This window comes from Pseudomonas sp. CMR5c, from assembly GCF_003850545.1.
In the GTDB taxonomy this organism is placed as follows: domain Bacteria; phylum Pseudomonadota; class Gammaproteobacteria; order Pseudomonadales; family Pseudomonadaceae; genus Aquipseudomonas; species Aquipseudomonas piscis.
In genome coordinates this window covers 153,244-176,108 of record NZ_CP027705.1, presented here as the reverse complement: position 1 = coordinate 176,108, position 22,865 = coordinate 153,244, and the positions used below count along the sequence as shown (strand labels likewise).

Annotated in this window: 20 protein-coding genes; 4 read left to right on the top strand and 16 right to left on the bottom strand. The window is 65.1% G+C overall.

Going from position 1 to position 22,865, the window contains the following annotated elements; genetic code table 11:
• Positions 1-170: 170 nt before the first annotated feature.
• The 6 genes from C4K40_RS00795 to C4K40_RS00770 all read right to left on the bottom strand — a co-directional run bounded on the left by C4K40_RS00795 (position 171) and on the right by C4K40_RS00770 (position 5,944).
• Positions 171-806, bottom strand: coding sequence for a hypothetical protein (locus C4K40_RS00795; protein ID WP_053132899.1), 636 nt, complete (start codon positions 804-806; stop codon positions 171-173).
• 90 nt (positions 807-896) lie between these two features.
• Entirely contained in the window at positions 897-2,342 is a 1,446-nt protein-coding gene (locus tag C4K40_RS00790; protein ID WP_053132902.1) for an efflux transporter outer membrane subunit, read from the bottom strand.
• Positions 2,339-3,229 (bottom strand): HlyD family secretion protein, encoded by an 891-nt coding sequence (locus C4K40_RS00785; protein ID WP_031321298.1) that lies wholly within the window; start codon positions 3,227-3,229, stop codon positions 2,339-2,341. Before C4K40_RS00785 ends, C4K40_RS00790 begins: the two co-directional genes overlap by 4 nt.
• Positions 3,226-3,435 carry a DUF1656 domain-containing protein gene (locus C4K40_RS00780; protein ID WP_022643266.1) on the bottom strand — a complete coding sequence of 70 codons (210 nt, stop codon included), beginning with the start codon at positions 3,433-3,435 and terminating at the stop codon, positions 3,226-3,228. Before C4K40_RS00780 ends, C4K40_RS00785 begins: the two co-directional genes overlap by 4 nt.
• On the bottom strand, positions 3,432-5,519 hold the full coding sequence (locus C4K40_RS00775) for an FUSC family protein (protein ID WP_053132905.1): 2,088 nt from the start codon (positions 5,517-5,519) through the stop codon (positions 3,432-3,434). The genes C4K40_RS00780 and C4K40_RS00775 overlap by 4 nt, the downstream gene beginning before the upstream one ends.
• Complete coding sequence (locus C4K40_RS00770; RefSeq protein ID WP_022643265.1) at positions 5,516-5,944, bottom strand: MarR family winged helix-turn-helix transcriptional regulator; 429 nt, start codon at positions 5,942-5,944, stop codon at positions 5,516-5,518. Before C4K40_RS00770 ends, C4K40_RS00775 begins: the two co-directional genes overlap by 4 nt.
• A 194-nt stretch (positions 5,945-6,138) precedes the next feature.
• On the opposite strand from C4K40_RS00770, the gene C4K40_RS00765 reads away from it, so the two are divergent.
• Together C4K40_RS00765 and C4K40_RS00760 are read left to right on the top strand one after the other, a co-directional pair.
• Positions 6,139-6,417: a hypothetical protein gene (locus C4K40_RS00765; RefSeq protein WP_022643264.1), complete on the top strand. Its 279-nt coding sequence runs from the start codon at positions 6,139-6,141 to the stop codon at positions 6,415-6,417.
• Entirely contained in the window at positions 6,414-6,701 is a 288-nt protein-coding gene (locus C4K40_RS00760) for a type II toxin-antitoxin system RelE/ParE family toxin (protein ID WP_022643263.1), read from the top strand. The genes C4K40_RS00765 and C4K40_RS00760 overlap by 4 nt, the downstream gene beginning before the upstream one ends.
• Before the next feature lies 1 nt (position 6,702).
• Here the strand turns inward: C4K40_RS00760 and C4K40_RS00755 are convergent, their stop codons facing one another.
• From C4K40_RS00755 to C4K40_RS00745, 3 genes are all read right to left on the bottom strand, one after another.
• The gene (locus tag C4K40_RS00755) at positions 6,703-6,948 is read right to left on the bottom strand and encodes a DUF2789 domain-containing protein (RefSeq protein WP_022643262.1); all 246 of its coding nucleotides are present in this window, start codon (positions 6,946-6,948) and stop codon (positions 6,703-6,705) included.
• Between the two features lie 14 nt (positions 6,949-6,962).
• Entirely contained in the window at positions 6,963-7,424 is a 462-nt protein-coding gene (locus tag C4K40_RS00750) for an aminoacyl-tRNA deacylase (protein WP_031321297.1), read from the bottom strand.
• Between the two features lie 153 nt (positions 7,425-7,577).
• Positions 7,578-9,164, bottom strand: coding sequence for a glycosyltransferase family 39 protein (locus tag C4K40_RS00745; RefSeq protein WP_053132909.1), 1,587 nt, complete (start codon positions 9,162-9,164; stop codon positions 7,578-7,580).
• Between the two features lie 444 nt (positions 9,165-9,608).
• On the opposite strand from C4K40_RS00745, the gene C4K40_RS00740 reads away from it, so the two are divergent.
• The gene (locus C4K40_RS00740; protein WP_053132912.1) at positions 9,609-11,825 is read left to right on the top strand and encodes an outer membrane assembly lipoprotein YfiO; all 2,217 of its coding nucleotides are present in this window, start codon (positions 9,609-9,611) and stop codon (positions 11,823-11,825) included.
• Positions 11,795-12,544 carry a DUF3142 domain-containing protein gene (locus C4K40_RS00735; protein WP_053132915.1) on the top strand — a complete coding sequence of 250 codons (750 nt, stop codon included), beginning with the start codon at positions 11,795-11,797 and terminating at the stop codon, positions 12,542-12,544. The genes C4K40_RS00740 and C4K40_RS00735 overlap by 31 nt, the downstream gene beginning before the upstream one ends.
• Here C4K40_RS00735 and C4K40_RS00730 read toward each other — a convergent pair.
• The 7 genes from C4K40_RS00730 to C4K40_RS00700 form a co-directional block, all read right to left on the bottom strand.
• Complete coding sequence (locus C4K40_RS00730) at positions 12,507-13,991, bottom strand: efflux transporter outer membrane subunit (protein WP_053132918.1); 1,485 nt, start codon at positions 13,989-13,991, stop codon at positions 12,507-12,509. The genes C4K40_RS00735 and C4K40_RS00730 overlap by 38 nt on opposite strands.
• A complete protein-coding gene (locus C4K40_RS00725) occupies positions 13,988-15,058 on the bottom strand; it encodes an HlyD family secretion protein (protein ID WP_053132921.1) in 1,071 nt (356 codons plus the stop codon). The genes C4K40_RS00730 and C4K40_RS00725 overlap by 4 nt, the downstream gene beginning before the upstream one ends.
• 26 nt (positions 15,059-15,084) lie before the next feature.
• Positions 15,085-16,629: an MFS transporter gene (locus tag C4K40_RS00720; protein ID WP_053132924.1), complete on the bottom strand. Its 1,545-nt coding sequence runs from the start codon at positions 16,627-16,629 to the stop codon at positions 15,085-15,087.
• A 117-nt stretch (positions 16,630-16,746) separates the two neighbouring features.
• Positions 16,747-17,670 carry a LysR family transcriptional regulator gene (locus C4K40_RS00715; protein WP_031321296.1) on the bottom strand — a complete coding sequence of 308 codons (924 nt, stop codon included), beginning with the start codon at positions 17,668-17,670 and terminating at the stop codon, positions 16,747-16,749.
• A gap of 153 nt (positions 17,671-17,823) precedes the next feature.
• Positions 17,824-19,191, bottom strand: coding sequence for an HlyD family type I secretion periplasmic adaptor subunit (locus tag C4K40_RS00710; RefSeq protein ID WP_022643252.1), 1,368 nt, complete (start codon positions 19,189-19,191; stop codon positions 17,824-17,826).
• Positions 19,181-21,337 carry a type I secretion system permease/ATPase gene (locus C4K40_RS00705; RefSeq protein ID WP_053132927.1) on the bottom strand — a complete coding sequence of 719 codons (2,157 nt, stop codon included), beginning with the start codon at positions 21,335-21,337 and terminating at the stop codon, positions 19,181-19,183. The genes C4K40_RS00710 and C4K40_RS00705 overlap by 11 nt, the downstream gene beginning before the upstream one ends.
• A gap of 38 nt (positions 21,338-21,375) precedes the next feature.
• Positions 21,376-22,728 carry a TolC family outer membrane protein gene (locus C4K40_RS00700; RefSeq protein ID WP_022643250.1) on the bottom strand — a complete coding sequence of 451 codons (1,353 nt, stop codon included), beginning with the start codon at positions 22,726-22,728 and terminating at the stop codon, positions 21,376-21,378.
• Positions 22,729-22,865: the final 137 nt, after the last annotated feature.

Genomic DNA, 22,865 nt, shown 5'->3' with positions numbered 1-22,865 from the left:
TGAACCCATGATGGGTCGCGGCTCGACTCCGCGTGAAACCGGCGCAGATTAGCATTGGCGATGGGGCGGAGTGCAACAGTGGCGCAGCTGCAAGCGCCAAGCCGCAAGCTCCAAGCAAAAGCGAAAGGCAGGGGCCTGCTGGCTTGTGGCTTGCGGCTTGCCGCCTGTCGTTAGGAAAATTCGAGCTCGAGGGCATCGAGCTGATGGTCGAAGCTCTTGAGCCGAGCGCTCCAGGTGTAGACCAGCACTTCGAAGTCGCGATCGATCACCGCGCTGTTGCCTCGGGACTCGCCGCGGGGGTCGCAGAAATCCAGTTGGTAGCGCTCGCGGGCCATGGCCGTGGCGACATCCGACAGCTCCCGGGCATTGCTCAGCCAGTGGTGGCCGTCGTCGGCCTGCTTGTCGAGCCGCATGCACTGCGCCTTCAGCGCCTCCAGGCTTTTTTCCAGCGGGGTGCCGGTGAGTTCGCCCATGACCTCGGCGAAGGTCCGCCCGGGCTGCCAGTAGCTGCCCCAGAAGTATCGGTCGAAAACGGTTTCGACCCGGCGCAGGGCCACCTTGGTGTCCCAGATGGCCACCAGGGTCTTGCTCTGCTCGAGCTGCCTCTTCTTGATTTTCTGGCCCTGGAACGAAGACCACGCCACCACGCCGATGGCCATCACCGCGATCAAGGCGCTGACGCTGTCGAGAAACACCATGGCCTTGTCGATCTGGTGGGCCAGCATGACCCCGTAGAAGTAGGTGGCAGACATCAGTATCAGGGCGCAGAGCGCGCACCAGAAGCCCGGAGCATAAGGGTTTTTCATTATTGGAATCCCCATGGCCATCACGCTTTGATCATGGCAAGGCGCCCGGCACTCGGCGTCTTGCCAACTGATCAAAGCATAGCAACGGCCTCAGGGTTTCGTGGCTGGCGGAGCTTGCGTTCGTCCGCTTTCCCAACCGCCACCCAGGGCCAGGAACAAGTCGATCTGGCTCATCGCTACCTGGGTGTTGGCCGCCGCCAGCTGGGCGCGCATGTCGGTGTAGGTACGAGTGGCCTGCAAGTCGGCGAGGAACGACGCCCGTCCGGCCTGGAAGAAGCGGTGGGTCTGGTCCGCCGCCACCTGTGCCGACTGCTCGGCGTCGGCCAGGGCATCGCGCCGTTGCAGCTGGGCACTGTACTGGGCCAGGCCGGTCTGGGTTTCGCGAATGGCGTTGAGCACCACCCCGTCAAAATGCGCCAGGGCCGCCTGGCTCGTCGCCTCGGCTTCGCGGATGCGCTCACGGGCACCGTTGGCCGGCACCGTCCAGCTGATCACCGGGCCGAAACCCCAGCGATTGGTGGAAGCCTTGCCCAGGTTATCGAGGATACCCACGGTGCCCACGGTGGCACCGATGCTGATGTCCGGGTACAGGGCCCCGGTGGCGACGCCGATCTGCGCGGTGGCCGCCGCCAGGTGACGTTCGGCCTGGCGTACATCGGGACGGCGCTTGAGCAGCGCAGCGCCATCGCCCACCGGCAACAGCTGAGCGATATGCGGCAGCTCGGCGCAGCTGGCGGTGCCGGCCGGCAACTGGTCCACCGGCCTGGCCAGCAGCATCGACAGGCGGAACAGCCCCGACTGGCGCGCCGCTTCGTAGCGCGGCAACTCGGCCCGCAAGGACTTGAACTGGGTCTGGGAGCGGGTGACCTGGGTTTCATCGCCACGCCCGGCATCGCGCAGGCGCTGGGTCAGTTCGGTGCTCTGGGCTTGCAGGCCCAGGGAGTGCTCGGCGATTTCCCGTTCTTCGTTGGCCGCGCAGACCTGGGTGTAGGCCCGCACCACATCCGCCACCAGGGTGATGCGGGCGATGTCCGCTGCGGCCTGGGTCGCATCGGCATTGGCCTTGGCCGCCTCGATGCCGCGCTGCAGGGTGCCGAACAGGTCGAACTGGTAGGAGGTGCTGATGGACAGGTTGCCGACGTTGGCCACCGGCACTTTCTCCGGCAGCAGAAAGGCCTCGCCGGACTCCTGCAAGCGCTCGACCCCGGCCTTGACCCCACCGCCCCAGCCACCAGCGGCCTGGGCTTCGTCCACCTGGGCCCGAGCCCGGGCCAGGTTGGCCGCCGCTACGCGCAAATCGGTGCTGGAAGCCAGGGCCTGCTGCACCAACTGGTCCAGGCGCGGGTCGTGGTACAGGCGCCACCAATCGCCGGGCACCGGGGCCGAGACCACATTGGCGCCCTTGCCCGCCAACTCGCCTTGCAGGTCCGGGCGTTGCAGCGCCGCATCCTTGGGCAACTGGTAATCCGGCCCGACCTGGCAGGCCGAGAGCAGCAAGCCGAACCCGAGCAGGGCCAAACGCGCGCCGTGGTTCATTGCCCGGGCTCCTGCCGCGGCTGGTCATCGATGATCGACACCGTGGCAGTGCGCCCGGCGATCATGCGAAAGTCCGCCGGCACATCGTCGAAGGCGATACGCACCGGGATCCGCTGGGCCAGGCGCACCCAGCTGAAAGCCGGGTTGACGTTGGGCAGCAGGTTGCTGCCGCTGCTGCGGTCACGGTCCTCGATCCCGGCGACGATGCTCTCCACATGCCCGCGCAGGCGCGCACGGTCGCCCACCACGCGGATATCCACGGCCTGGCCGATATGGATGCCGTCGAGCTTGGTTTCCTCGAAGTAGCCGTCGATATGGAAGGAATTGCTGTCCACCACCGACAGCACCGGGCGCCCGGCAGTGACGAATTCCTGGGGCCGTGGCGCGCGGTCGTTGACGTAGCCATCCACCGGGCTGCGCACCACCGAGCGGTCGAGGTTGAGCTGGGCACTGTCCACCGCCACCTGGGCCTCGGCCAGGGCCGACTGGGCCCGGGCCTCGCGGGATTGGCTCTCTTCCAGTTGCTCGCGCGGCACCAGGTTGCCCAGGCCGCGGTTGCGCTTGGCCTCGCGCTGGGCCTGGGCCAGGGTTTCCTGGCGGTCGGCCAGGTTCGCCCGGGCCTGGCGCAGGGCCAGGTGGAAGCGGTCCTGGTCGATGCTGAACAGCACCTGGCCACGCTTGACCAGCTGGTTGTCCTTGACCTCTACCTGCTGGATCAGCCCGGAGACATCCGGAGCGATCTGCACGATATCGGCACGGATATGCCCGTCCCGGGTCCAGGGCGCGAACATGTAGTACATCACCATGCGCCAGACCACCACGACCGCGAAGGTCACCACCAATAACGTCAGGACCACACGACCGATGGTCAATAAAGGTTTTTTCATGTCATCAGGTATCGGCTGAGAGAGTCGACGACGCCTAGCAACAAGGCGTAGAGACCCACGTTGAACAGTGCCCGGTGCCAGACCAGGCGATAGAAATGCAGGCGTGTCAGCAATCCGTGCACCAGCAGGTACACGCCATAGGTGATGCCCATCAGCACCAGCAGCGTGGGCAGGAACACCCCGCTGATATCCAGATCACCGATCATAGGGGCGCTCCATCGATGCCAGGGGGAAGGGGTGCTTCATGTTCGCCCGAGGCCACGAACTCGACGCCCGGCAACAGCGCCAGGCGCAGGCCACTGAGGGCGTGCAGCAGGTGCCGGCGGGTTTCGTCGTCGCCTTGCAGGCGCTGGCTGTCCAGGGCCCGGCGGGTGCGGTCCAGGGTCATCAGCAATGGGCTCGGCGCCTCGAGGCGCTCACCGGCCTTGAGGCAGGCCTTGAAGTACTCGCCCACCTCGGCCACCACCTGGCGCAACAGGCCCTGGGCCACGCCCTGGACCCGGGGCGCATAGGCCAGCAGATCCAGCACGTTGAGCGCCACCCGCAGTTCGCGCAGGGCGATGCCGGTGTCCTGGCCGGTCATGGCCAGGCGCGGCAGGTGCTGCATCAGCCGGTCGAGCATTTGCGCGCCCATGTGCCGGTGCTCGGCAAGGGTCGCAGGCTCCGAGAGGCTGACGATGTCGCGCCAGCTGAAGCGGGTCAGGCGCTTGGCCGCCAGTTCCGAACCGAACGGCCGGGCGACCAGGGTCCAGATGAAGGCGAACAGCAAGCCGATGGGGCCTGCCAGGTTGGAATTGGAAAAGTTCAGGAAATCGGCGTCGTAGGCGCCCTGGATACTGATGAAGGACGCGGTGTTGACGATGGTCAGGAGCATGCCCAGGTAGAACCTGGGCTGCACGGTCAGGGTGCCGACGCAGATGAAGGGCACGGCGAACACCAGCACCAGCATGGCGAAATCGTGCAGGTTGGGCAGGATCAGGAACAGGTAGAGGCTGGCGAACAGTACTGATAGCGCGGTCCAGAAGAAGAACCGGTAGATCTGCGGCGCCGGGTCGTCCATGGCGGCGAAAAAACTGCAAGCCACCGCCGCCAGGATCACCGCGCTGCCGCCGTCGGTCCAGCCCAGGAGGATCCACAGCACCGAGGCGACGATGATCGCCAGCACCGTGGAGCCCGCCGAGTACAGCATCAGCCCACGATCGAGGAAGGGCGTCAGCCGGCCCAGGCGCCAATGGCGGTAGACCGCGCGCCAGGTGTCCTGGCTTTCGCACTGGATGGCGTGCTGCAGGCTGCGGCAGTCCTGCCACAGGTCGATCCACTCGCCCAGGCGGTACAGGGTATTGGAGAACAGCAACTGGCTCCGGTCGTCCAGGGCCCGGGCATCGGGCTGCAGGGCTTCGAGCTCGCCGCGCAGGGCTTGCCAGCGCTGCGTCGAGGCATCCTGGGCGGTACTTTCCAGCCACTCGTCGGCCTTGGCCAGCAAGGGCGCGAAGCGTTCGGCCAGCTCCGGCGCCCGGCGCTCCAGGGCAGACAAGGCGTCATCCAGGGCGTCCACCACCGGCAGCAGGTGGATCATCCGCCCACGCAGTTCCTTGGTGTTGCGCACCGTCTGCGGCCGCGCGCCTTCATGGGGCAACTGGCCGATCATCATTTCCAGGGTGTTGAAGGTCGCCACCATCGAGGCGCGCAGGGCACTGACCTCCTCGGGCCGCACATCGCGGGTGAGAAAGCGCCGGCTGTAGGTCGCGGCATCGGCGAACCACTTGCCGGCCGATCCGACGAACACCGGGGCCAGGCGCCGGGGCCAGAACATGCTGCCGACCACCGCCGCGCAGATGATGCCGAGGAAGATTTCCTCGGTTCGCGCTTCCGCCACGTCCCACACGGCCAGGGGGTTGTCCACCACCGGCAGGGCGATCATCGGCAAGGTATAGCCGGCCAGCATCAGCGCATAGTTGTTGGCGGTGCGCAGGTGCATGGACAGGAACAGCAGGATGCCGGTCCACAGCGCGATGATCACCACCAGCAGGTAGGGGCTCTGCACGAACATCGGTACCAACAGCACCGCGGCCGAGGCGCCAAGGAGGGTACCGATGGCGCGGTACAGCGCCTTGGAACTGGTAGGGCCGACGAACGGGCTGGAGACGATGTACACCGTGGCCATGGCCCAATACGGACGGGGCATCTGCATCAGCATGGCGATGTACAGGGCGATCATCGATGCGGCGAAGGTGCGCACGCCGTAGAACCAGTCCCGCGCGGGAGGCACACCGGTAAAAAATCCTTTCAAGATGGCTGCACCGGCGAGTGGTTGGCGGATTCGAAGGCCTGGATCACCCGCAAGGCCGCTTCCAGGTCCTGGGCACTGATGCCCGCCAGGACTTCGTGACGCAGGCGCACCAGTTCGCCCTCCACTGCCTGCACCAGCTCGCGACCACTGTCGGTCAGGCTCAGGCACTTGGCCCGGCGGTCATGGGGGTCTTCGCTGCGGCAGACATAACCGGCGGTGCATAGCTGGTCCAGCAGGCGCACCAGGGACGGGCTTTCCATGCCTGCAGCCTGGGCCACGGCGACCTGGCGCACGCCCTCGCCCAGCCGCCCGATCATCAACAGGGGCACTGCGCAGGCTTCGGAGACCCCGAAGTTGATCAGGGTGTTCTGGCAGATCCGACGCCAATGCCGCGCCGCGACCACCATGCCACTGCTGATGTTCATGTGAAGAGATTCAAGGGAATTGGGCACAAGACTGTTCGCATACTGATAGTTTGCTAACTATCAATATGACATCAACGAATATTTTCAGTCAAGTTTTGTAACAAATATCCGGGTCATTCGCTTAGTTCGACGCCTGAAAGAGCCTAGTACAGAAAAGGTATATACTTTTTCATTACTTTCTCGAGGTTTGCCCCATGTCCAAGCACGCCATTTTCACCATGAAGCTGGAGACCGAATTGCGTGATCAGTTCATGGCCGAAGCGCAGGCCTCGCATCGCCCGGCTTCGCAGATCGTGCGGGAGATGATGCGCGAGTTCATTCAGAAGCAACGTGAAACTCGCGAATATGAAGAATTCCTGCAGCAGAAAGTGCAATTGGCGCGCACATCCATGGCGGCTGGACAGGGCCACAGCCATGAGGAAGTGGAAGCAGAGTTCGCGGCCAGGCGCACGCGGGCAGCAAAGCGAGAATGAACATTGTCTGGACACCCGAAGCCATACAGGATCGTGCCGATATCTGGGATTACCTGCATGCCCACAATCCACGGGCGGCCATCGAAATGGACAGCCGCTTCAGCCAGTGCATGGGGCAACTGGCCAAGAATCCTTATTCCGGCTCGATCGGGCTGGTTACCGGAACCCGTGAACTGATACCCCATCCCAGTTATCGCCTGGTCTACCAGATCGACCAACAGCGAATCTGGATCCTGGCACTCCTGCATACCGCTCGCCTGTGGCCCCCCATGCGCACTCGCTGAGCTAACCTCCCCGCCCCTTCCTCAACAACACATCCAGTTGGTCCACCACCTCGGCCCAGTCGGCATCGTCGAGGATTTCATCGCGTAAAAAATCCGCCTGGCTCTTGCTCCAGAAAAACGCATCCGCCAGGTGCAGTTCCGGTTTCAGCGGGGAATGGGTGGTGATGAAGCGGTCGATGCTCACCGGGTCATCGGCCAGCCCCAGTTGCTTGAACAGCGCTGGCAGGTTGTGGGTCGGTGATTCCATGGTAGGGCTCCTGATCAGTGACAGACTTCGCAGACCTCGGCATTGGGCACCATCCGCAAGTATTCGGCCATGCTCATGTGCACCAGGCTGTGGTGGTTTCCGGCCTCCAGGTAGATGTCTTTCTGGCGGGTCAGCAATGGGTCGATGACCACGTCCAGCCCGTAAGACTCACCCAGGGCCGGCACCGCGCCACGCTCGCAGTCGTTGAACAGGTACGCCAGGGTGCTTTCCCGGGTGACTCGCCACTGGTCGCTGCCGCGTACCTTGTCCAGGTCCAGGTGGCGGCTGGCCGGTAGCACCGCCATCAGGTAGCGCCCGTGCTGGTCGTCGAGGATCACCGACTTGGCCAGGCGCTCTGCCGGCACTCCCGCCACCCGAGCCGTTTCCAGGCTGCTGGCCGAATGGGGATGGGTTACCAGGTCGAACTGGCAGTGGGCTTGCTCCAGACTGTGTTGCACGGTTCTTGCCATACGCATGATGCACCTCGGTGCCCCGGCCACGGGGACAGGACTGTGACTCCCTGATGCAAGTCTAGGCCGGGTGCGGCCAGGTGCCGGAACAACTTCCCAACGGTGATCCCGGACACTCGCGGCGAGCCGGCGTTATCCACAGGCCGGGAGAGCGCCTGCTCAGCTCCCCGGACAAGCCCAGCCGCAGGTTTCATAGAGCACGGCCTGGGTGTCGCCGCCGGCATGTTGGTCGAGCTTGCGCCAATGAGCTGGAATCACTGGGAACTCGTCCGGATCGACCCGGCTCATCACCAGCCAGACCCGGCCATTGCCCGGCGGCAGGTCGTCCAGGCGATCGAGGCTGACCTCGGCGTTTTCATCGATCAGGGTGCCGAAGCCATAGCGGTTGGGCCGGGTCGACACGCCTGCCGCGCCAGGCGGCGTGAACAGCCGCGGAGCGGTATGACTGCGGTCGTAGTAACCCCAGGTCAGGTACCAGAACATGTCGCCCAGCACCACCTGGTCGCCAGGCAGGGTATGGCGATTCATGTACTCGACCATGTTGTTGAACTGGTCGTCGGCATCCACGGTGTAGTTGTTCTTCAGGCCCACTCCGAACACCGCCAGCACCACCAGCAGCAGCGCCACGGCCAGGATCTTGAAGCGTTGCGCCAACCGGTCGATGGCCAGGGCCAGGCACAACGGCAGCCCGAGGGCTGGCACCGTCAGGTAGCGCTCGATGAATACCGGGGAGATGAACGACACCGCGAACACCAGCAAAAGAGGCAAGACGCTGTAGATCACCAACAAGGTAGCCAGGCGGGATCGGCTGCGATCGCTGCAAAGCAGGTAGGCCAGCACCGCCGCCAGCAATGCTGGCAGGCTGACGAACAACCACCAGGGCATGCCTTCACCATCGTCCTGGGCCAGCAGTTGCCAGATCATCGAAGGCAATGAACGCAGGGTGACCGGTGGCTCCCAGCCGACATCGCCGCCGGCCTTCAATTCATCCATGTGCAGCAGCAGGTCCACCAGCCCCGGCAGCCAGGGCAGGAACAGCAGCACGATGACGACGTTGGCCCACCACCAGCTCCGGCGCCGCAGGAAGTGCCGGGCCGTTTCTTCCTGGGGCCGGGCCAGGGCCAGGTAGAGCCAGTGCGAGACCACGCAGAACGCCGTGAAGTAGTGGGTATAGAAACCGGCCGCCATCAGCAACGCGTAGATCACCAGGTAGCGGCGGCGATGTGGCGCCCGCACCCAGTAGACCAGGGCCAGAGTCGCTCCCAGCAGCCACACCCCCAGCAGCGAATACATGCGCACTTCCTGGCTGTAGCGCACGGCGGTAGGCAGCAGCGCCAGCAGCAGGCAGGCCAGCAGCGTGGCCCGCCGGCCGGCCACCAGATGCATCAACCAGGTCCCGAGGAATACCGCGAGCGCCCCAGGCAACGCACTCATCAGGCGGATCGACAGGATCGAATCGCCGAACAGGCCGATCCAGCCATGCAGCAGGAGGAAATACAGCGGCGGATGGACATCGTAGGCGGCGTGGCTCCAGATGCCCGCCAGCGGGAACTGGGCCAACAAAACACTGGATCCCTCGTCGCCCCAGATCGCCGCCGCCGTCAGCTCGTAGAAACGCAAGGCCAGGGCCAGCAACAGCAGCGGCACCAGCCAGGGTTCACGAAGCAATTGCGCCAGGGGCTGCGAATGCGTGACAGCCTGGCGATACAGCTGCTTGGCCGTTTGCTCGGTACTCGGTACGCCCATCACCACCCTCTGCCGATAGATCTGCGCTCCCGCCCGGAGCCATGACGCGCTGATTGTAGGCCAGAACCCCCGGGGCTTGTGCGTAATGCCGATCAGTCAAGGAGCTTGTAGGAGCGAGGCTTGCCGGCGATGGACTTCAGGGCCTTGCGCCTATCCAGTAGACACGCGCTACCGGTAGCGATCCTCGCGAACAAGCGAGCATCGACCGGCTGCTCCTACAGGGGATCACCTTGCTTAAGTGAACAGCGTGACGTGGCTTGTCCGAGACCTACAATTGCGCGCACCTCGATACATCACCCGCCTTCGCTACGCGCGCAGCCGTGCTGTCGATCGGCGCACAGCAGAACCGGGCGGATGGCCATATAATCCGCGCAACGGGCCGTCCACCTCACTCATCAACAGCTGAAGGCTTGTCCTGATGGCCTCCTGAATTAGGGACAATTCATGCGCATCGCTCTCTTCTCGTCATTGCTCCTGGCCACTCTCTGTGCCGGCCAGGCCCAGGCCAGCTCCGACGACTTCTGTGCACCGACCTGGAAGCTCTACTCCCACCGACTGGACGGCTGCAGCAACCTGCCCTTCCTCAGCCCAGGCAACGACAGCCGGGTCAACCTGCGCCTGTTGATGGCCGACCAGGGCAGCCTGGCGCTGGTGCCCCGCGCGCTGACCAAAGATGACCTGAGCCTGGGTTTCGGCCCCGTGCCCTTCCCGACATACCGCTTGCGGCCACTGGACCCGGCGGACGAGTACGACGGCGACAGCGCCAAGGCAAGCCAGTCTCCCGCTGCCACCGAGCTCAACAGCCGGCTGCAGGCCCTGGGCATCTCCCGCGACAACCAGAAGTCCGCCGGGGACAACTTCATCGAGGGCGAAGGCAGCCGCTGCCGCAGCAACTCGGACGCCAGCGCCCTGGCCTTCGTCGCTCAACTGGACAACCCGCAACTGAGTCCCGCTGACCGCCAGGCCCTGGCCCAGGCCCGGATCAGACTGCTGGGAGCCTGTTCCTGGGAAGCCAGCCCGCTGGCCGACCTTCTGCCGGCAAACCTGGCTTCTGCCCCGGCTCGCGACCTGGCCAGCTATCTGCAGGCGAGCGTCCAGTTCTATGACGGTCACTTCGATGACGCGACCAGGGGGTTCACCAGCCTCAAGGACAACGCCCTGCCCTGGCTGGCCGAGACGGCCACCTACATGCTGGCGCGCACCGCTCTCAACCAGGCCCAGCAGAGCGCCCTGGACGAATGGGGCACGGTCAACCTGGAGCATGTGGATAAGTCGGCGCTGCAACAGGCCGGGGCAGGCTTCGATGCCTACCTGAAAACTTATCCACAGGGGCTCTATGCCGTGTCCGCCAAGGGGCTGGTCCGCCGTGTGCACTGGCTGCAAGGCGATACCCGGGCCCTGGCCGATGACTACGGCCAGCAACTGACCCGGAGATCGGACAACTCCGACGACAAGCGCCAGGACGACCTGGTGGCGGAGATCGACTACAAGCTACTGGACAATCCCGACGCCGATATCCGGGTCCCGCTGCTGCTGGCGGTCCGGGACCTGATGGATATGCGCATAGATCCATCGTCCAGGCTGACCCGCGAAACCTTAACGCAACACAAGGCCCTGTTCAGCGAGCAACCGGCCTTGTACGACTATCTGCAAGCGGCCTTCACCCTGTTTGTCGAGCAGCAGCCAGCAACAGCGCTCAAGCAATTGCCGACGCAGATTCCAGCCCAACTGGACTACCTGGCCTTCAGCCAACAGACCCTGCGCGGCCTGGCCATGCAGGCCCAGCAAGACTGGAAGGGCGCAACGCAGCTGTGGCTGCAACTGCTGCCCCTGGCCAAGCAACCGTTGCAACGCGAACAACTGGAACTGGCCCTGGCCTACACCTACGAACGCAGCGGCGAACTGGCCAAGGTGTTCGCCGCCGACTCGCCGATCGAGTCCGCCCAGGTGCGCGCCATCCTCCTGCGCCACGTGGCATCGCCCGAGCTACTGCGCCAGCAAGCTCGCCAGGCCGATTCGCTCGAGGAACGCAACACCGCGTACTTCGTCCTGCTGTACAAGAGCCTGACCCGTGGCCGGTACGCCGCCTTCACCGAAGACTTGCACAGCGTCAACCAGGGCCTGGATACGAGCCAGGGCAAGGGCGTCCTGTCCAACGACAACATCGGCAACTACCTGGGCTACATCTACGCCGACGGCCCTTCGCTGCAGGTGTTCAACTGGAATGGCCAGGGCGAGGCGGGCGAGAGCGCCAACTACACATGCCCGGGCATTGCCGAAACCGCGGCGACCTTGCAGAAAGACCCCAAGTCCCCCGCTGGCCTGTTGTGCCTGGCGGAGTTCATACGGCTGAACAACTTCGACCAGATGCCCCTGGATACCAAGCCCGAGGCCGAGCGTCTGGGCGGCACCCCGGACCAGTTCCCGGGCAGCACCTACTCGCGGCTCGACAGCTACCGCAAGGTGATCGACAACCCCAAGGCCAGCCGCGATGAGCGGGCCTTCGCCCTATACCGGGGGATCTACTGCTACGCCTCCTCCGGCAACAACCGCTGTGGCGGCCAGGGCGTGGAGCCAGAGGTACGCAAGGCCTGGTTCCGCCAGTTGAAGACCAAGCTGGGGGACACCCAGTGGGCCCAGTCGCTGCGTTACTACTGGTGAGGAAATACCTGGGCTGCTGCCTGCTGCCGCTGTGGCTGTGCTGGACGAATCCGGCGACCGCAGCGGTGGATGCCGCCGACCACGATGCCTTCTGGCTGTGGAGCGGCGTCAAGACCCAACCGGTGCTGGCCCAGGCCAGGACCCTGTACATCCTCCAGGGCCAGGTCAGCCGTTCACGGCGCCAGCCTGCACGGGGTGTCGAGCTCATCGCCCAGGGCCTGCCGGTGTCGCGACTGCGCCAGGAACAGGTGTGGGTGGTGTATCGCGCCCACACCCTGGCCTGGCCGGAGAAGGTCTACCAGCAGTTGCTGGGCCAGGTGCAGCGCTGGCAGAGCAGCGGCACCCGGGTGGTGGGTATCCAGATCGACTTCGACAGCGGCACCCGTGACCTGGAGCGCTACGGGCAGTTCCTGCGGGACCTGCGCCAGCGCCTGCCGGCGCAGTACCGCCTGAGCATCACCGGCCTGATGGACTGGGGCAGCAACGCCGATCCGCAAACCATCGGCCAGCTCCAGGGCGTGGTGGACGAAGTGGTGGTGCAGACCTACCAGGGCCGCCACAGCATCGCCAACTATGGCGCCTACCTGCCGCGCCTGGACCGCATGGGCCTGCCCTACAAGGTCGGGCTGATCCAGGGTGGCGCCTGGCAGGAACCCCAGGCGCTGCGCGACAGCCCCTTGTTCAAAGGCTACGTGGTGTTCCTGCAGAACCCTGGCTAGCCAGCGGGTACACCGACTCCCAGCCACCGCCCAGGGCCTTGTACAAACCGACCATGGCCAGGGATACCCCGGCGGAGCTTTCCACCAGCTGTTCCTGGGTGGCCAGCAAGGCGCCCTGCACGGTCAGGACGTTGACGAAGTCCACCACCCCCTCGATGTACTGCTGCTGCGCGGTACGCAGGGCGATCTGGTTCTGCCGCACCGCCTCGGCGAGGCTGTCGCGCCGCAGTTGGCTGGCGTTGTAGCGAGTCAGCTGATCGTCGATTTCATGCCAGGCCCGCAGCACGGTCTGCTGGTAGGCCACCGCCGCTTCCTGCTGCTGGGCTTCACGCAGCTTGAGCACGCCGCGCAGGCGACCGCCGTCGAACAGCGGCAGGCTGAACTGCGGGCCGAAGCTGTACTGCCGGGAGTTCCAGGAGCCGAAGTCCGCCAACTGCATGGCCTGAGAGCCGAAGTTGCCGGACAGGGTGATGCGCGGATAGAAATCCCCCTTGGCCACGCCGATGCTGGCCGTGGCCGCATGCAACCGCGCCTCGGCCTGGCGGATGTCTGGACGGCGCTCGGCCAATTGCGAAGGCAGGCCGATCGCCAACCGCACCGGTGGCTGCGGCACTGGTGCATCGCTGGCCAACTCCTTCTGCAAGGCCTGGGGCGGCTCGCCCAACAGCAGGCTCAGGGCATTGATCAACTGCGCCTGGCGCTGCTGCAACTCCGGCAGGCGCGCCTCGATGGTGGCGACCTGGGCCGCGGCCTCGGCCACGTCCAGGTCGGTGGCCACCCCGTCGGCCAGGCGCAATTGCGAAAGCTTCAGGCTGTGGCGCGCAACCTCCAGGTTCTGCTCGGTGACGGCCCGGGTGCTTTGCACGCTGCGCAATTGGATGTAGTCCTGGGCGGTTTCCGCCAGCACCGACAGCAACACTGCGCGCCGGTCGTTTTCCGCCACCTCCAGGCTGGCATCGGCGGCCTCGGTCTCGCGCCGCACGCGACCCCAGAGATCCAGCTCCCAGGAGGCCGAGAAGCCGCTTTCCCAGAGGTTGAAGTCGGACTTGCCCTGGTGCCCGGAGGGGTCGTTCAGGCCTTCGCTGCTGTTGCGCTTGCGTCCATAGCCGCCATTGGCGGCAGTGCCGGGATAGCGCTGGGCGGTGATCACCTGGCGCGCTGCCCGGCTCTGCTGCAAGCGACTGGTGGCCAGTTGCAGGTCGAGGTTGTCGGTCAGGGCCCGACGGCTCAGGGCCGACAGTTGCGCATCGGCGAACACTTCCCACCAGCGCTCTTGCAGGGCGCTGTCCACCGCCTGGCTGTCGGCGGCCTGTGCCGGCGTCGGCCAGACCTGGAGCTGGGTGGCTTGGGGCCGCTGGAAATCCGGGCCGACAGTGCACGCGGCCAGCGCCAACAAGCTCACCGCCAGCAGAGTACGGGCTCCGTGGCTGCTGTATTCGCGGCTCATCGCTGGGTCACCTCGCGGGCGCTGGTGGCGGAGCTGCGGGTATCGACACTGGCTTCCACCGACATGCCCACACGCAGGCGCTCGGCCATGGGCTGGTCGGGGTCCAGGAGGATCTTCACCGGGATGCGCTGCACCACCTTGGTGAAGTTGCCCGTGGCGTTGTCCGGCTTCACCGCGGCGAAGGTCACGCCAGTGGCCGGGGCCAGGCTTTCGACACGGCCATGCAGGGTCTCGCCGCCGAGGCTGTCGACACGCACCTCGACCACTTGCCCGGCGTGCATGGCAGTGAGCTGGGTTTCCTGGAAGTTGGCCACGACATAGGCCTGCTGCAACGGCACCACGGCGAGGATCTTGCTGCCGGGGGTGACGTAGGCGCCGACCCGCACCGCGCGCTCGCCGACCATGCCGTCGACCGGGGCGACGATGCGGGTGTAGGACAGCTCGTAGCTGGCCATTTCCAGGGCCGCCTGGGCCCGTTTCAGGCCACCTTCGGCGGCATCGCGCTGGGCGGTGAGGATTTCCACCTGCTTGCGTTCCGCCGCCAGGGCCGCCGTGGTCGTCGCCAACCGGGCGCTGGCCTGGTCGATGCGGGTGCGTGCTTGCTGGGCGTTCTGCACGGTGCCGGCGCCGACCCCGGCCAGGTGGTTGTAGCGATTGAGTTCATGCTGGGCGAAATCCATCTCGGCCCGGGCAGCCACCACCGCGGCCTGGGCCTGGGCGATCACCGAGCTCTGGCGGTCCAGGGTCGCCCGGGCGTTCTGCAATTGCGCCTTGGCCACCAGGGTCTCGGCGTCCGCCGCCTGGGCCGCGGCCCGCAGGTCGCGATCATCGATCAGCGCCAACAGTTGCCCGGCCTTGACCTGCTGGTTGTCTTCCACCAGCACCTCCTTGATGAACCCCGCCACGCGGGGCGCCACCAGGGTGTAGTCGGCGGCGATGAAGGCATCGTTGGTGCTCTGTTCGCTGGAGCGGCCGAACAGCCCCGGCGCCACCAGGTAGGCGAGCACGCCGAGGGCCGCTACCGCCGCCACCGCGACGGCGATCTTGTCTTTGCTTGCAATAGTCATGGGAATTCTTCCGTATCAATCAGCGTTCAAACAGGCGCCCGCGGTGGATAGATCCGCGTCGGCAGCCAGAAAATCAGCAGGATCAGCGCAGCGGCCACCCCTGCCATGCAGAAATAGAGGTCGGCGGAGGTCAGGACCACCGCCTGCTGGTGCAGGCGCGCGGCCAGGCCGGGCACCCGGTCGTCCACCAGGGGCGAGTTGCCCAGGCTGTCCACCAGCATGGTGGAGTGCAGGTGCAGGCGGTGGGTGGTCAGCACGTCCAGGACCCCGGTGGCGATCACCGCCGCCAGGCCCTTGACCGTGTTGAACCAGGACGAGGCGAAAGGCCCCTCCACCGGTGCGATGCTGCCGGTGGCGAGCATCAGCAAGGGCAGCACCGCCATCGGCTGGCCGAAGATCTGCAGCAGTTGCAGCACATAGAAATCGTCGCGGATCCATACCGAAGTCAGGTGCGTACCGCCCAGGCACGACAGGGTCAGCATGCCCAGGCCGATCCCCAGCACCCAGCGGCAGTCGACCCAGCGCAGGTTGCACAGGGCCGCCACCAGCGGCAGGGCGATCAGTTGCGGCAAGGCCATCACCAGCATCACCGGCGCCGTCTGCAACGGCCGGTAGCCCTGGACCTGGGCCAGGTAGGCAGACGGAATGATGATCACCGCGGTGAGCACCACCAGCACCCCGGCCAGGGTCAGCAGGGAAAACGACAGGTTGCGGATGCCCAGCATCTGCAGCTTGAAGAAGGGAATCGGCTGCGACCATTCATTGATCATGAACAGCACCAGCAGGATCAGGCCGCCTCCGAGCAACAGGGTGATCAATGGCGACTCGAACCAGTCCAGGCGATTGCCCTGCAGGATGCCGATCACCAGCATGCAGATCGCCGGGAAGCCCAGCAGCAGGCCTCGCCAGTTGAACTGCTTGAAACGCTCGAGGCGCAGCGGGTCCTGGGGCAGGCCGTAGGCGACCGCCGCCATGGCCAGCAGGCACGGCACCACCACTTGCCAGAAGGCCCAGCGCCAGCCCACGTACTCGGTCCACAGCGCCGCCAGCGGCGTGCCCAGGCTCGGGCCGAAGGTGGCGGTCAGGGCATAGCCGGCCAGGCCATAGAGCTTGATGTTGGCCGGCAGGAAACGCAGGGCCACGGTCATCAGCATCGGCGGCAAGGCGCCGCCGGCCAGGCCTTGCAGGGTCCGCAGGAGCAACAGGCTCTCGTAGTTGGGGGCGAAGGGACACAAGATCCCCAGCAGGGTGAACAGCGCGATGGCACAGAGGGTGAAGCGCCGCAGGGAAAAGGTCACCGAACACCAGGGCGCGAACGCCATGGCAGCCACCGAGGTGGCGGTGTAGCAGGCCACCAGCCAGGTGCCTTCGTCATAGCCGATGAACAGCGCGCCGCGGATATCCGCCAGGGCGATCTTGGTCACCATCTCGTTGAGGCCGGAGACCAGCACCGCCAGCAGGACACCCACCAGGCCGATGACGATCCGCAGCCCGAAGGTTTGCGCAGGAGGGGCTGCCGGCTTGCTGGCGGCTTCGACCGAAGCAGGCGCAGCGACAGCGAGGGAACTCATGGACGTACTGCTCCAGGTAAGGAAATACCAGAGCAGTTTATGAACAGCCAGTGCTGACGAAAACTGACTTATCGGAACTTAATAAATGCACCAAACGCAATGATCGGCGCCCCTGCTTCAGCCACCCTGCTGGGCTTGCTTCCAGGTCTCGTGGCAGCAGGTGCGGACCACTTCGCGAAACCACTTGTGGGCCTGGTCCTTGTCGTAGCGCGGGTGCCAGGACTGGGTGAGGATCAGGGTCGGCAGGGAGATCGGCAAAACGAAGGAGCGCAGCCGTAGCCCCAGGCGCCGAACGCTGAACTGGGTCTCCTTGGGCACCGGCAGGATCAGGTCCGAGTCCGGCAGCATGAACATTGCGGCGTGGAAGCCCGGAGCGATCATCGGCACCCGACGCTTGAGCCCCTGCTCGGCCAGCGCCACGTCGATCGGCCCACGGGCGATGCCACGGCGGGACATGCTGATGTGGGGATAGGCGGCAAACCGCTCGGCGGTGATCTCTTCGGCCAGCACCGGGTGGTCTTCGCGCACCAGTCCGACGAAATTGGTGGTGAACAGGTTCTGCACCTTCACTTCCGGGCTCAGGGGCCGGGTATTGCTGATGCGCAGGTCGATCCGTCCTTCGCGCAGGGCCTCGTCATCGCCATCGCCTTCGGGGACGAAGCGCAGCTCGCACAGCGGCGCGTGGCGCTCCAGGATATCGATCAGGCGGCCACCGTAGACACCGACGAAGAAGTCGTTGGCACGCACGCTGAAGCGTCGCTGCAGCGAGGCGAGATCGATGGTGTCCGCCGAACGGAACACCAGTGCTGCCTGCTCCACCAGATCATGCACCTGGGCCCGCAGTTCCAGGGCCTTGGGCGTCGGCACCAGGCCGCGCCCGGCGCGCACCAGCACCGGATCGCCCAGGGCTTCGCGGATTCGCGTCAGGGTCCGGCTCATGGCCGCCGGGCTGAGGTTCATGCGGCGCGCGGCGCCCACCACGCTGCCCTCGTCCAGCAGGATGTCGAGGGCCACGAGGAGATTCATGTCCGGAAGTTGCATGTTGAGCACTCATGACTGATCGATGATGACTGGAACGCAATCCTAGCAGGCTTGCGGGTCGCGATCCTGAGCGGGATCAACCCACGCCACGGCTTGCCGGGACAGGCGGCCCCGAAGGGCCGTCCGGCGAACGAGCATGGTGCAGGGAAGGGATCAGCGTTCGTGCAGGGCTTCGGCGCGGGCGCGGATGATCGGCTTGAGCAGGTAGCTGAGGATGCTCTTCTTGCCGGTGATGATGTCCACCGAGGCCACCATCCCGGGGATGATCAGCAGCGGCTTGTCGTCACTGCCCAGGTGGCTGCGCTCGGTACGCAGCTTGATCATGTAGTAGGTGGTCTTCTTGTCTTCGTCGGTGATGGTGTCGGCGCCGATCTGCTCCAGGCGGGCCTTGAGACCGCCGTAGATGGTGTAGTCATAGGCGCTGAACTTGACGATCGCCTCTTGCCCCGGGTGCAGGAAGGCGATGTCCTGGGGACGGATCTTGGCTTCCACCAGCAAGGTGTCGTCCAGCGGCACGATTTCCACCATGTCGCTGCCCGGCTGGATCACCCCGCCGATGGTGTTGACCATCAACTGCTTGACGATGCCGCGCACCGGCGTTGTGACCATGGTCCGGCTGACCCGGTCCTCCAGGGCCTTGCCGGTGGCGCTGGCCTTGTTCAGTTCGGTGCGGGCCTCGTTGAGCTGGGTCAGGGCCTCGCTGCGAAACTTGCCGCGGGTTTCGTCGATCTTGCGCTGCACTTCCTTGATCGCCGACTCGGCGCGGGGAATCGCCAGGGTAGTGGCGTCCAGCTGGCCACGGGTCTCGACCTCGGCCCGCTTGAGCCGCAGCACTTCCACCGGCGACACCGCGCCCTGGGCCACCAGCGGCTCGGACATGTTGATTTCCTGGCGTTGCAGGCCCAGTTGCTGGCGGTACTGCGCCTGCTTGGAGTTGAATTCGCGCAGCTCCTGCTGCTTCTGGATCAGTTGCTCCTGCATGCCGCCAATCTCGTCATGCAGCTGCTGGCGCCGGCTCTCGTACAGGGATTTCTCGCTGGCCGCCTGGCCCGGGGCATCCCGCAGCGCTTCCTCGGGGAAATTCAGCGGACGCTCCTCCACCTCGGCGCTCAGGCGCTCGACCCGCAGCAGCATGGACAGGCGCACGGTCTCGGTCTCGCCGACGTTGGACTGGAAGCGCGTGTCGTCCAGGCGGATCAGCGGCGCACCGGCCTCCACCACCTGGCCTTCCTTGACGTACAGCTCGGCAACGATCCCGCCTTCAAGGTTCTGGATCTTCTGCACCTTGGAGGAAGGAATCGCCTTGCCCTCGCCCTTGGTCACTTCGTCGATCACCGCGAAGTTGGCCCATAGCAGCATGAACAGGAAGAAGGCGATGATGCCCCAGATGGTCAGGCGGATGACCCGTGGCGTATCTTCGATCAGGGCCTTGTTGACCTCGGGCAGCGGCTGCCCCTGGAGGGAATCGCTGCCCTTGAAATAACGGCGGATCGAGTCCCTGATTTCCGGCTTAAGCAACACTGATCTGCCCCTTCTTCAACGCTTCCATGACCACTGCTTTCGGACCATCGGCCAGGATCTGCCCACGGTCGACCACCAGCAGCCGGTCGACCAACGACAACAGCGAGGCCCGATGGGTCACCAGGACCACGGTCTTGGTCTGCACCACCGCTTCCAGGCGCTGTTTCAAGCGCTCCTCACCGGTGTTGTCCATGGCGCTGGTGGGCTCGTCGAGCAGCAGGATCTGCGGGTTGAGCAACAGGGCGCGAGCCAGGGCGACGTTCTGCCGCTGGCCGCCGGACAGGTTCTGCCCGCGCTCGCCAACTTGCAGCTCGTACCCCTGGGGATGCAGGCGGGCGAATTCGTGGACCCCAGCCAGCTCGGCGGCCTGCAGCACCAGCTCGTCCTCGACGTAGCGGGCGCCGGAAGTCAGGTTGTCGCGCAGGCTGCCGGCCAGCAGCTGGATGTCCTGGGGCACGTAGCCGATGTTGTGGCGCAGCTCGCTGACGTCGATCTGGCGGATGTCCACGCCGTCCACCAGCAAGGCTCCGGAGTCGGCCTGGTAGAGGCCCACCAGCAACTTGGCCAGGGAGCTCTTGCCCGAGCCGCTGCGGCCGATGATGCCGACCTTCTCGCCCGGCTTGATCACCAGGTTGATGTTCTTCAGCGCCGGATTCTGCTGGCCCGGGTAGGTGAAGTTCAGCTGCCGGCATTCGATGGCGCCCTGCAGCACGCTACGGCTCAGCGGACGCTCGCCGAAGTTGCGCTCCTGGGGCAGCTCCATCATCTGGTCCACCGAGGTCATGGTGACGCGGGCCTGCTGGTAGCGGGTCAGCAGGCCGGACAGCGAAGCCAGCGGGCTCAGGGCCCGGCCGCTGAGCATGTAGCAGGCGATCAGGCCGCCCATGCTGAGGTTGCCGTCGATGATCTGGTACACGCCGAAGATGATCATCACCACCCCGGCCAGCTGCTGGATCAGCAGGGTGATGTTCATCGCCAGGCTGGAGAGCATCTTGACCCGCAGCTCGAGGCGGCTGAGGGTGCCGATGGTCTGCTCCCACTGGTACTGGCGCTCGCTCTCGGCGTTGTTGACCTTGACCGCATCCAGCCCGGCCAGGGTCTCGATCAGGCTCGACTGGCGCTCGGCGCCCAGGGCCATGGTCTTCTCCATGGTCGCCACCAGGGGCTTCTGCAATGCATAGCCGATACCCAGGGCGATGGGGAAGGCCAGCACCGGGATCCACACCAGGTGCCCGCCGAGGATGGCGATCACCAGGAAGATCAGCAGGGTGAAGGGCAGGTCGATGAGACTGGTAAGGGTCAGCGAGGCAAGGAAGTCCCGCAGGCTCTGGAACTCATGGATGTTCTGGGCGAAGCTGCCGACCCGCGGGGGCCGGTACTTCATGGCCATGCCGACGATGCGCTCGAACAGCGTGGCGGAGATGATCAGGTCGGTCTTCTTCCCGGCAAGGTCCAGGCACAGGCTGCGCAAGCCCTTGAGGATCAGGTCGAAGACATAGGCACCGATGATGCCGATGGACAACATCCACAGGGTCGCGGTCGCCTGGTTGGGCACCACCCGGTCGTAGACGTTCATCACGAACAGCGGCGCGGCCATGGCGATGATGTTGATCAGCAGGCTGGCGGCGACGGCATCGATGTACAGCCAGCGCGAGCGCTTGAGGGTATCGCGGAACCAGGAGCGAGCCCGAGGGATCAGCGAACCGTGGTTGACGTCGAACTTGTGCTGGGGCTGGGCGAAGAACACCTGCCCGATATAGTCGTCGGCCAGCAGCTCGCGGTTGACGCAGACCTCGCCGCCATCGCTCTCGCTGAGCAACAGCCGCGCCTGGTCATCGCCCTGCCAGCCCAGCAGCACGGCGCTGCGGCCGTCCTTGAGCAACAGCAGGGCGGGCATGGCGATGCTCGGGATCTGTTCCAGCTTGCGCCGCAGGACGCGGCCCTGGAGCCCGGCCCGGGCCGCTGCGCGAGGCAGCAGCGCGGCGCTCAGGCGCTGGGACGGCAATGGCAGGCCGGTGGTCAGCATTGCCGCGCTGGCGGGCTTCTGGTGCAAGAAGCAGAGGGTCAGCAAACCGTCCAGCAAAGGGTCGTCATGCATACCGCGTGGATCATGATGGAGCTGCACTCGACGGACTTCTGATTCCACTCTCGACACTCTTGGCTGGCTATAAGGATGAAGTTAGCTCAATTCATCCCAGGCAGCTGGACCTTGGGCTTCACGTCGTTCTGCACGACGGAAGCCATGGGTGCGACCACTCCCTGGCTCTTGAGCAACTCGCCAATGGTCGCCTTGATTCGATACTGAGTAAATAACTGAATGTTCTTGATCTCGGCCAGGCGACGGGAAGCGGTGAACAGTTCGTTTTCACTGTCGAGCAAGTCCAGCAAGGTACGCTCGCCCAGGCTGAACTGCTTCTGGTAGGCGGTACGCACCGCGGTACTGCGATCGACGTATTCCTGGGCGATCGGCACCTGGGAGTTGGCGTTGTTCATGGCGTTCCAGGCCAGGCCCAGCTCTTCGTTCAGCACCCGCAGGGCATTGTTGCGGATATCCAGGGCCTGGTTCGACTGGTAGGCCTTGGATTCCAGGTCAGCCTTGTTGCTGCCGCCGGCGAACAGGTTGAAGCGCATGCGCAGCATGGCCTGCCATTCGTTGTTGTGGCCGTTCTGGCCGTCCAGGTCGTTGTCCGCGGTGCGTCCCAGTTCCGCATCGAAACGTGGGTAGAACGCCGACTTGGCCGCTTCGTACTGCTTCTCGGCCGCCACGATATCGGACTCGGCCGAACGCAAGATCGGGCTGTTCTCCAGCATCTGGCGGCGAGCCTCGTCGAGGTTGGCCGGCATCATCGCCATGAAGCTGGCAGGACGCTCCAGCTGGTCGGGCAGTTCCCCTACCGCACTCAGGTAGTTGGTCTGGGCGTCGGCCAGGTTGGTCTGCTCGGTGATCAGGTTGTTGCGGGCCTGGGCCAGGCGCGCTTCGGCCTGGTCGAGGTCGGCGCCGCTGCCTACGCCACGCTGGGTGCGCAGCTTGATCTGATCGTAGATACGTTCGTGGTTGCGCAGGTTGTCTTCGGCCAGTTGGACGAACTGGCGACGGGTCAACACGTCCAGGTACACCTGAGCCACGGTCAGGCCGGTGCGCTCGGAGGTGCCCAGCAGAGAATAGGCCCGGGAGTTGACGGTGGCTTGTTGACGCCCAACCTCGCTGGAGGTGGCAAAACCGTCAAAAACCATCTGCTGAAGACGTAAACTTGACTCACCACGGGTCATGCTTTCCCAGTGATTGCTGCCACTACCCGCGCGAGTAGTGGGGTTATCTGTGCCTTCACGGCCATAGCCGGCGAGCATGTCGACACGGGGCAGGTAACCCCCCTTGGCGGCTTTCAATTGGTAATCGGCAGCCAGACGGCTGTTCACACCGGCCTGGATTTCCGGGTGCACATCCAGTGCTTTCTGCATGGCTTCAGGGAGTGTCTGCGCCTGTACGAAACTGGCGGCAAGAGCGAAGGGCAGGGCCTTGAACAGGTGAAAACGCATGGTAAGAAATTTCCTCGGACGGTATGTCCAGATTCACGTCAGAACGTGGAACCACATCGAATGACTACAACCACAACGACCGTCTGTCGGAAAGTTCAAACTAAGAACTGGTTCACATACTTCAAGTCAGGTTACCG

Excerpts from the sequence above, each read along its gene's own strand:
- C4K40_RS00795 (WP_053132899.1), bottom strand. The coding sequence starts at position 806 with ATGAAAAACCCTTATGCTCCGGGCTTCTGGTGCGCGCTCTGCGCCCTG.
- C4K40_RS00790 (WP_053132902.1), bottom strand. The coding sequence starts at position 2,342 with ATGAACCACGGCGCGCGTTTGGCCCTGCTCGGGTTCGGCTTGCTGCTC.
- C4K40_RS00785 (WP_031321298.1), bottom strand. The coding sequence starts at position 3,229 with ATGAAAAAACCTTTATTGACCATCGGTCGTGTGGTCCTGACGTTATTG.
- C4K40_RS00780 (WP_022643266.1), bottom strand. The coding sequence starts at position 3,435 with ATGATCGGTGATCTGGATATCAGCGGGGTGTTCCTGCCCACGCTGCTG.
- C4K40_RS00770 (WP_022643265.1), bottom strand. The coding sequence starts at position 5,944 with ATGAACATCAGCAGTGGCATGGTGGTCGCGGCGCGGCATTGGCGTCGG.
- C4K40_RS00765 (WP_022643264.1), top strand. The coding sequence starts at position 6,139 with ATGTCCAAGCACGCCATTTTCACCATGAAGCTGGAGACCGAATTGCGT.
- C4K40_RS00760 (WP_022643263.1), top strand. The coding sequence starts at position 6,414 with ATGAACATTGTCTGGACACCCGAAGCCATACAGGATCGTGCCGATATC.
- C4K40_RS00755 (WP_022643262.1), bottom strand. The coding sequence starts at position 6,948 with ATGGAATCACCGACCCACAACCTGCCAGCGCTGTTCAAGCAACTGGGG.
- C4K40_RS00750 (WP_031321297.1), bottom strand. The coding sequence starts at position 7,424 with ATGCGTATGGCAAGAACCGTGCAACACAGTCTGGAGCAAGCCCACTGC.
- C4K40_RS00745 (WP_053132909.1), bottom strand. The coding sequence starts at position 9,164 with ATGGGCGTACCGAGTACCGAGCAAACGGCCAAGCAGCTGTATCGCCAG.
- C4K40_RS00740 (WP_053132912.1), top strand. The coding sequence starts at position 9,609 with ATGCGCATCGCTCTCTTCTCGTCATTGCTCCTGGCCACTCTCTGTGCC.
- C4K40_RS00730 (WP_053132918.1), bottom strand. The coding sequence starts at position 13,991 with ATGAGCCGCGAATACAGCAGCCACGGAGCCCGTACTCTGCTGGCGGTG.
- C4K40_RS00725 (WP_053132921.1), bottom strand. The coding sequence starts at position 15,058 with ATGACTATTGCAAGCAAAGACAAGATCGCCGTCGCGGTGGCGGCGGTA.
- C4K40_RS00720 (WP_053132924.1), bottom strand. The coding sequence starts at position 16,629 with ATGAGTTCCCTCGCTGTCGCTGCGCCTGCTTCGGTCGAAGCCGCCAGC.
- C4K40_RS00715 (WP_031321296.1), bottom strand. The coding sequence starts at position 17,670 with ATGCAACTTCCGGACATGAATCTCCTCGTGGCCCTCGACATCCTGCTG.
- C4K40_RS00700 (WP_022643250.1), bottom strand. The coding sequence starts at position 22,728 with ATGCGTTTTCACCTGTTCAAGGCCCTGCCCTTCGCTCTTGCCGCCAGT.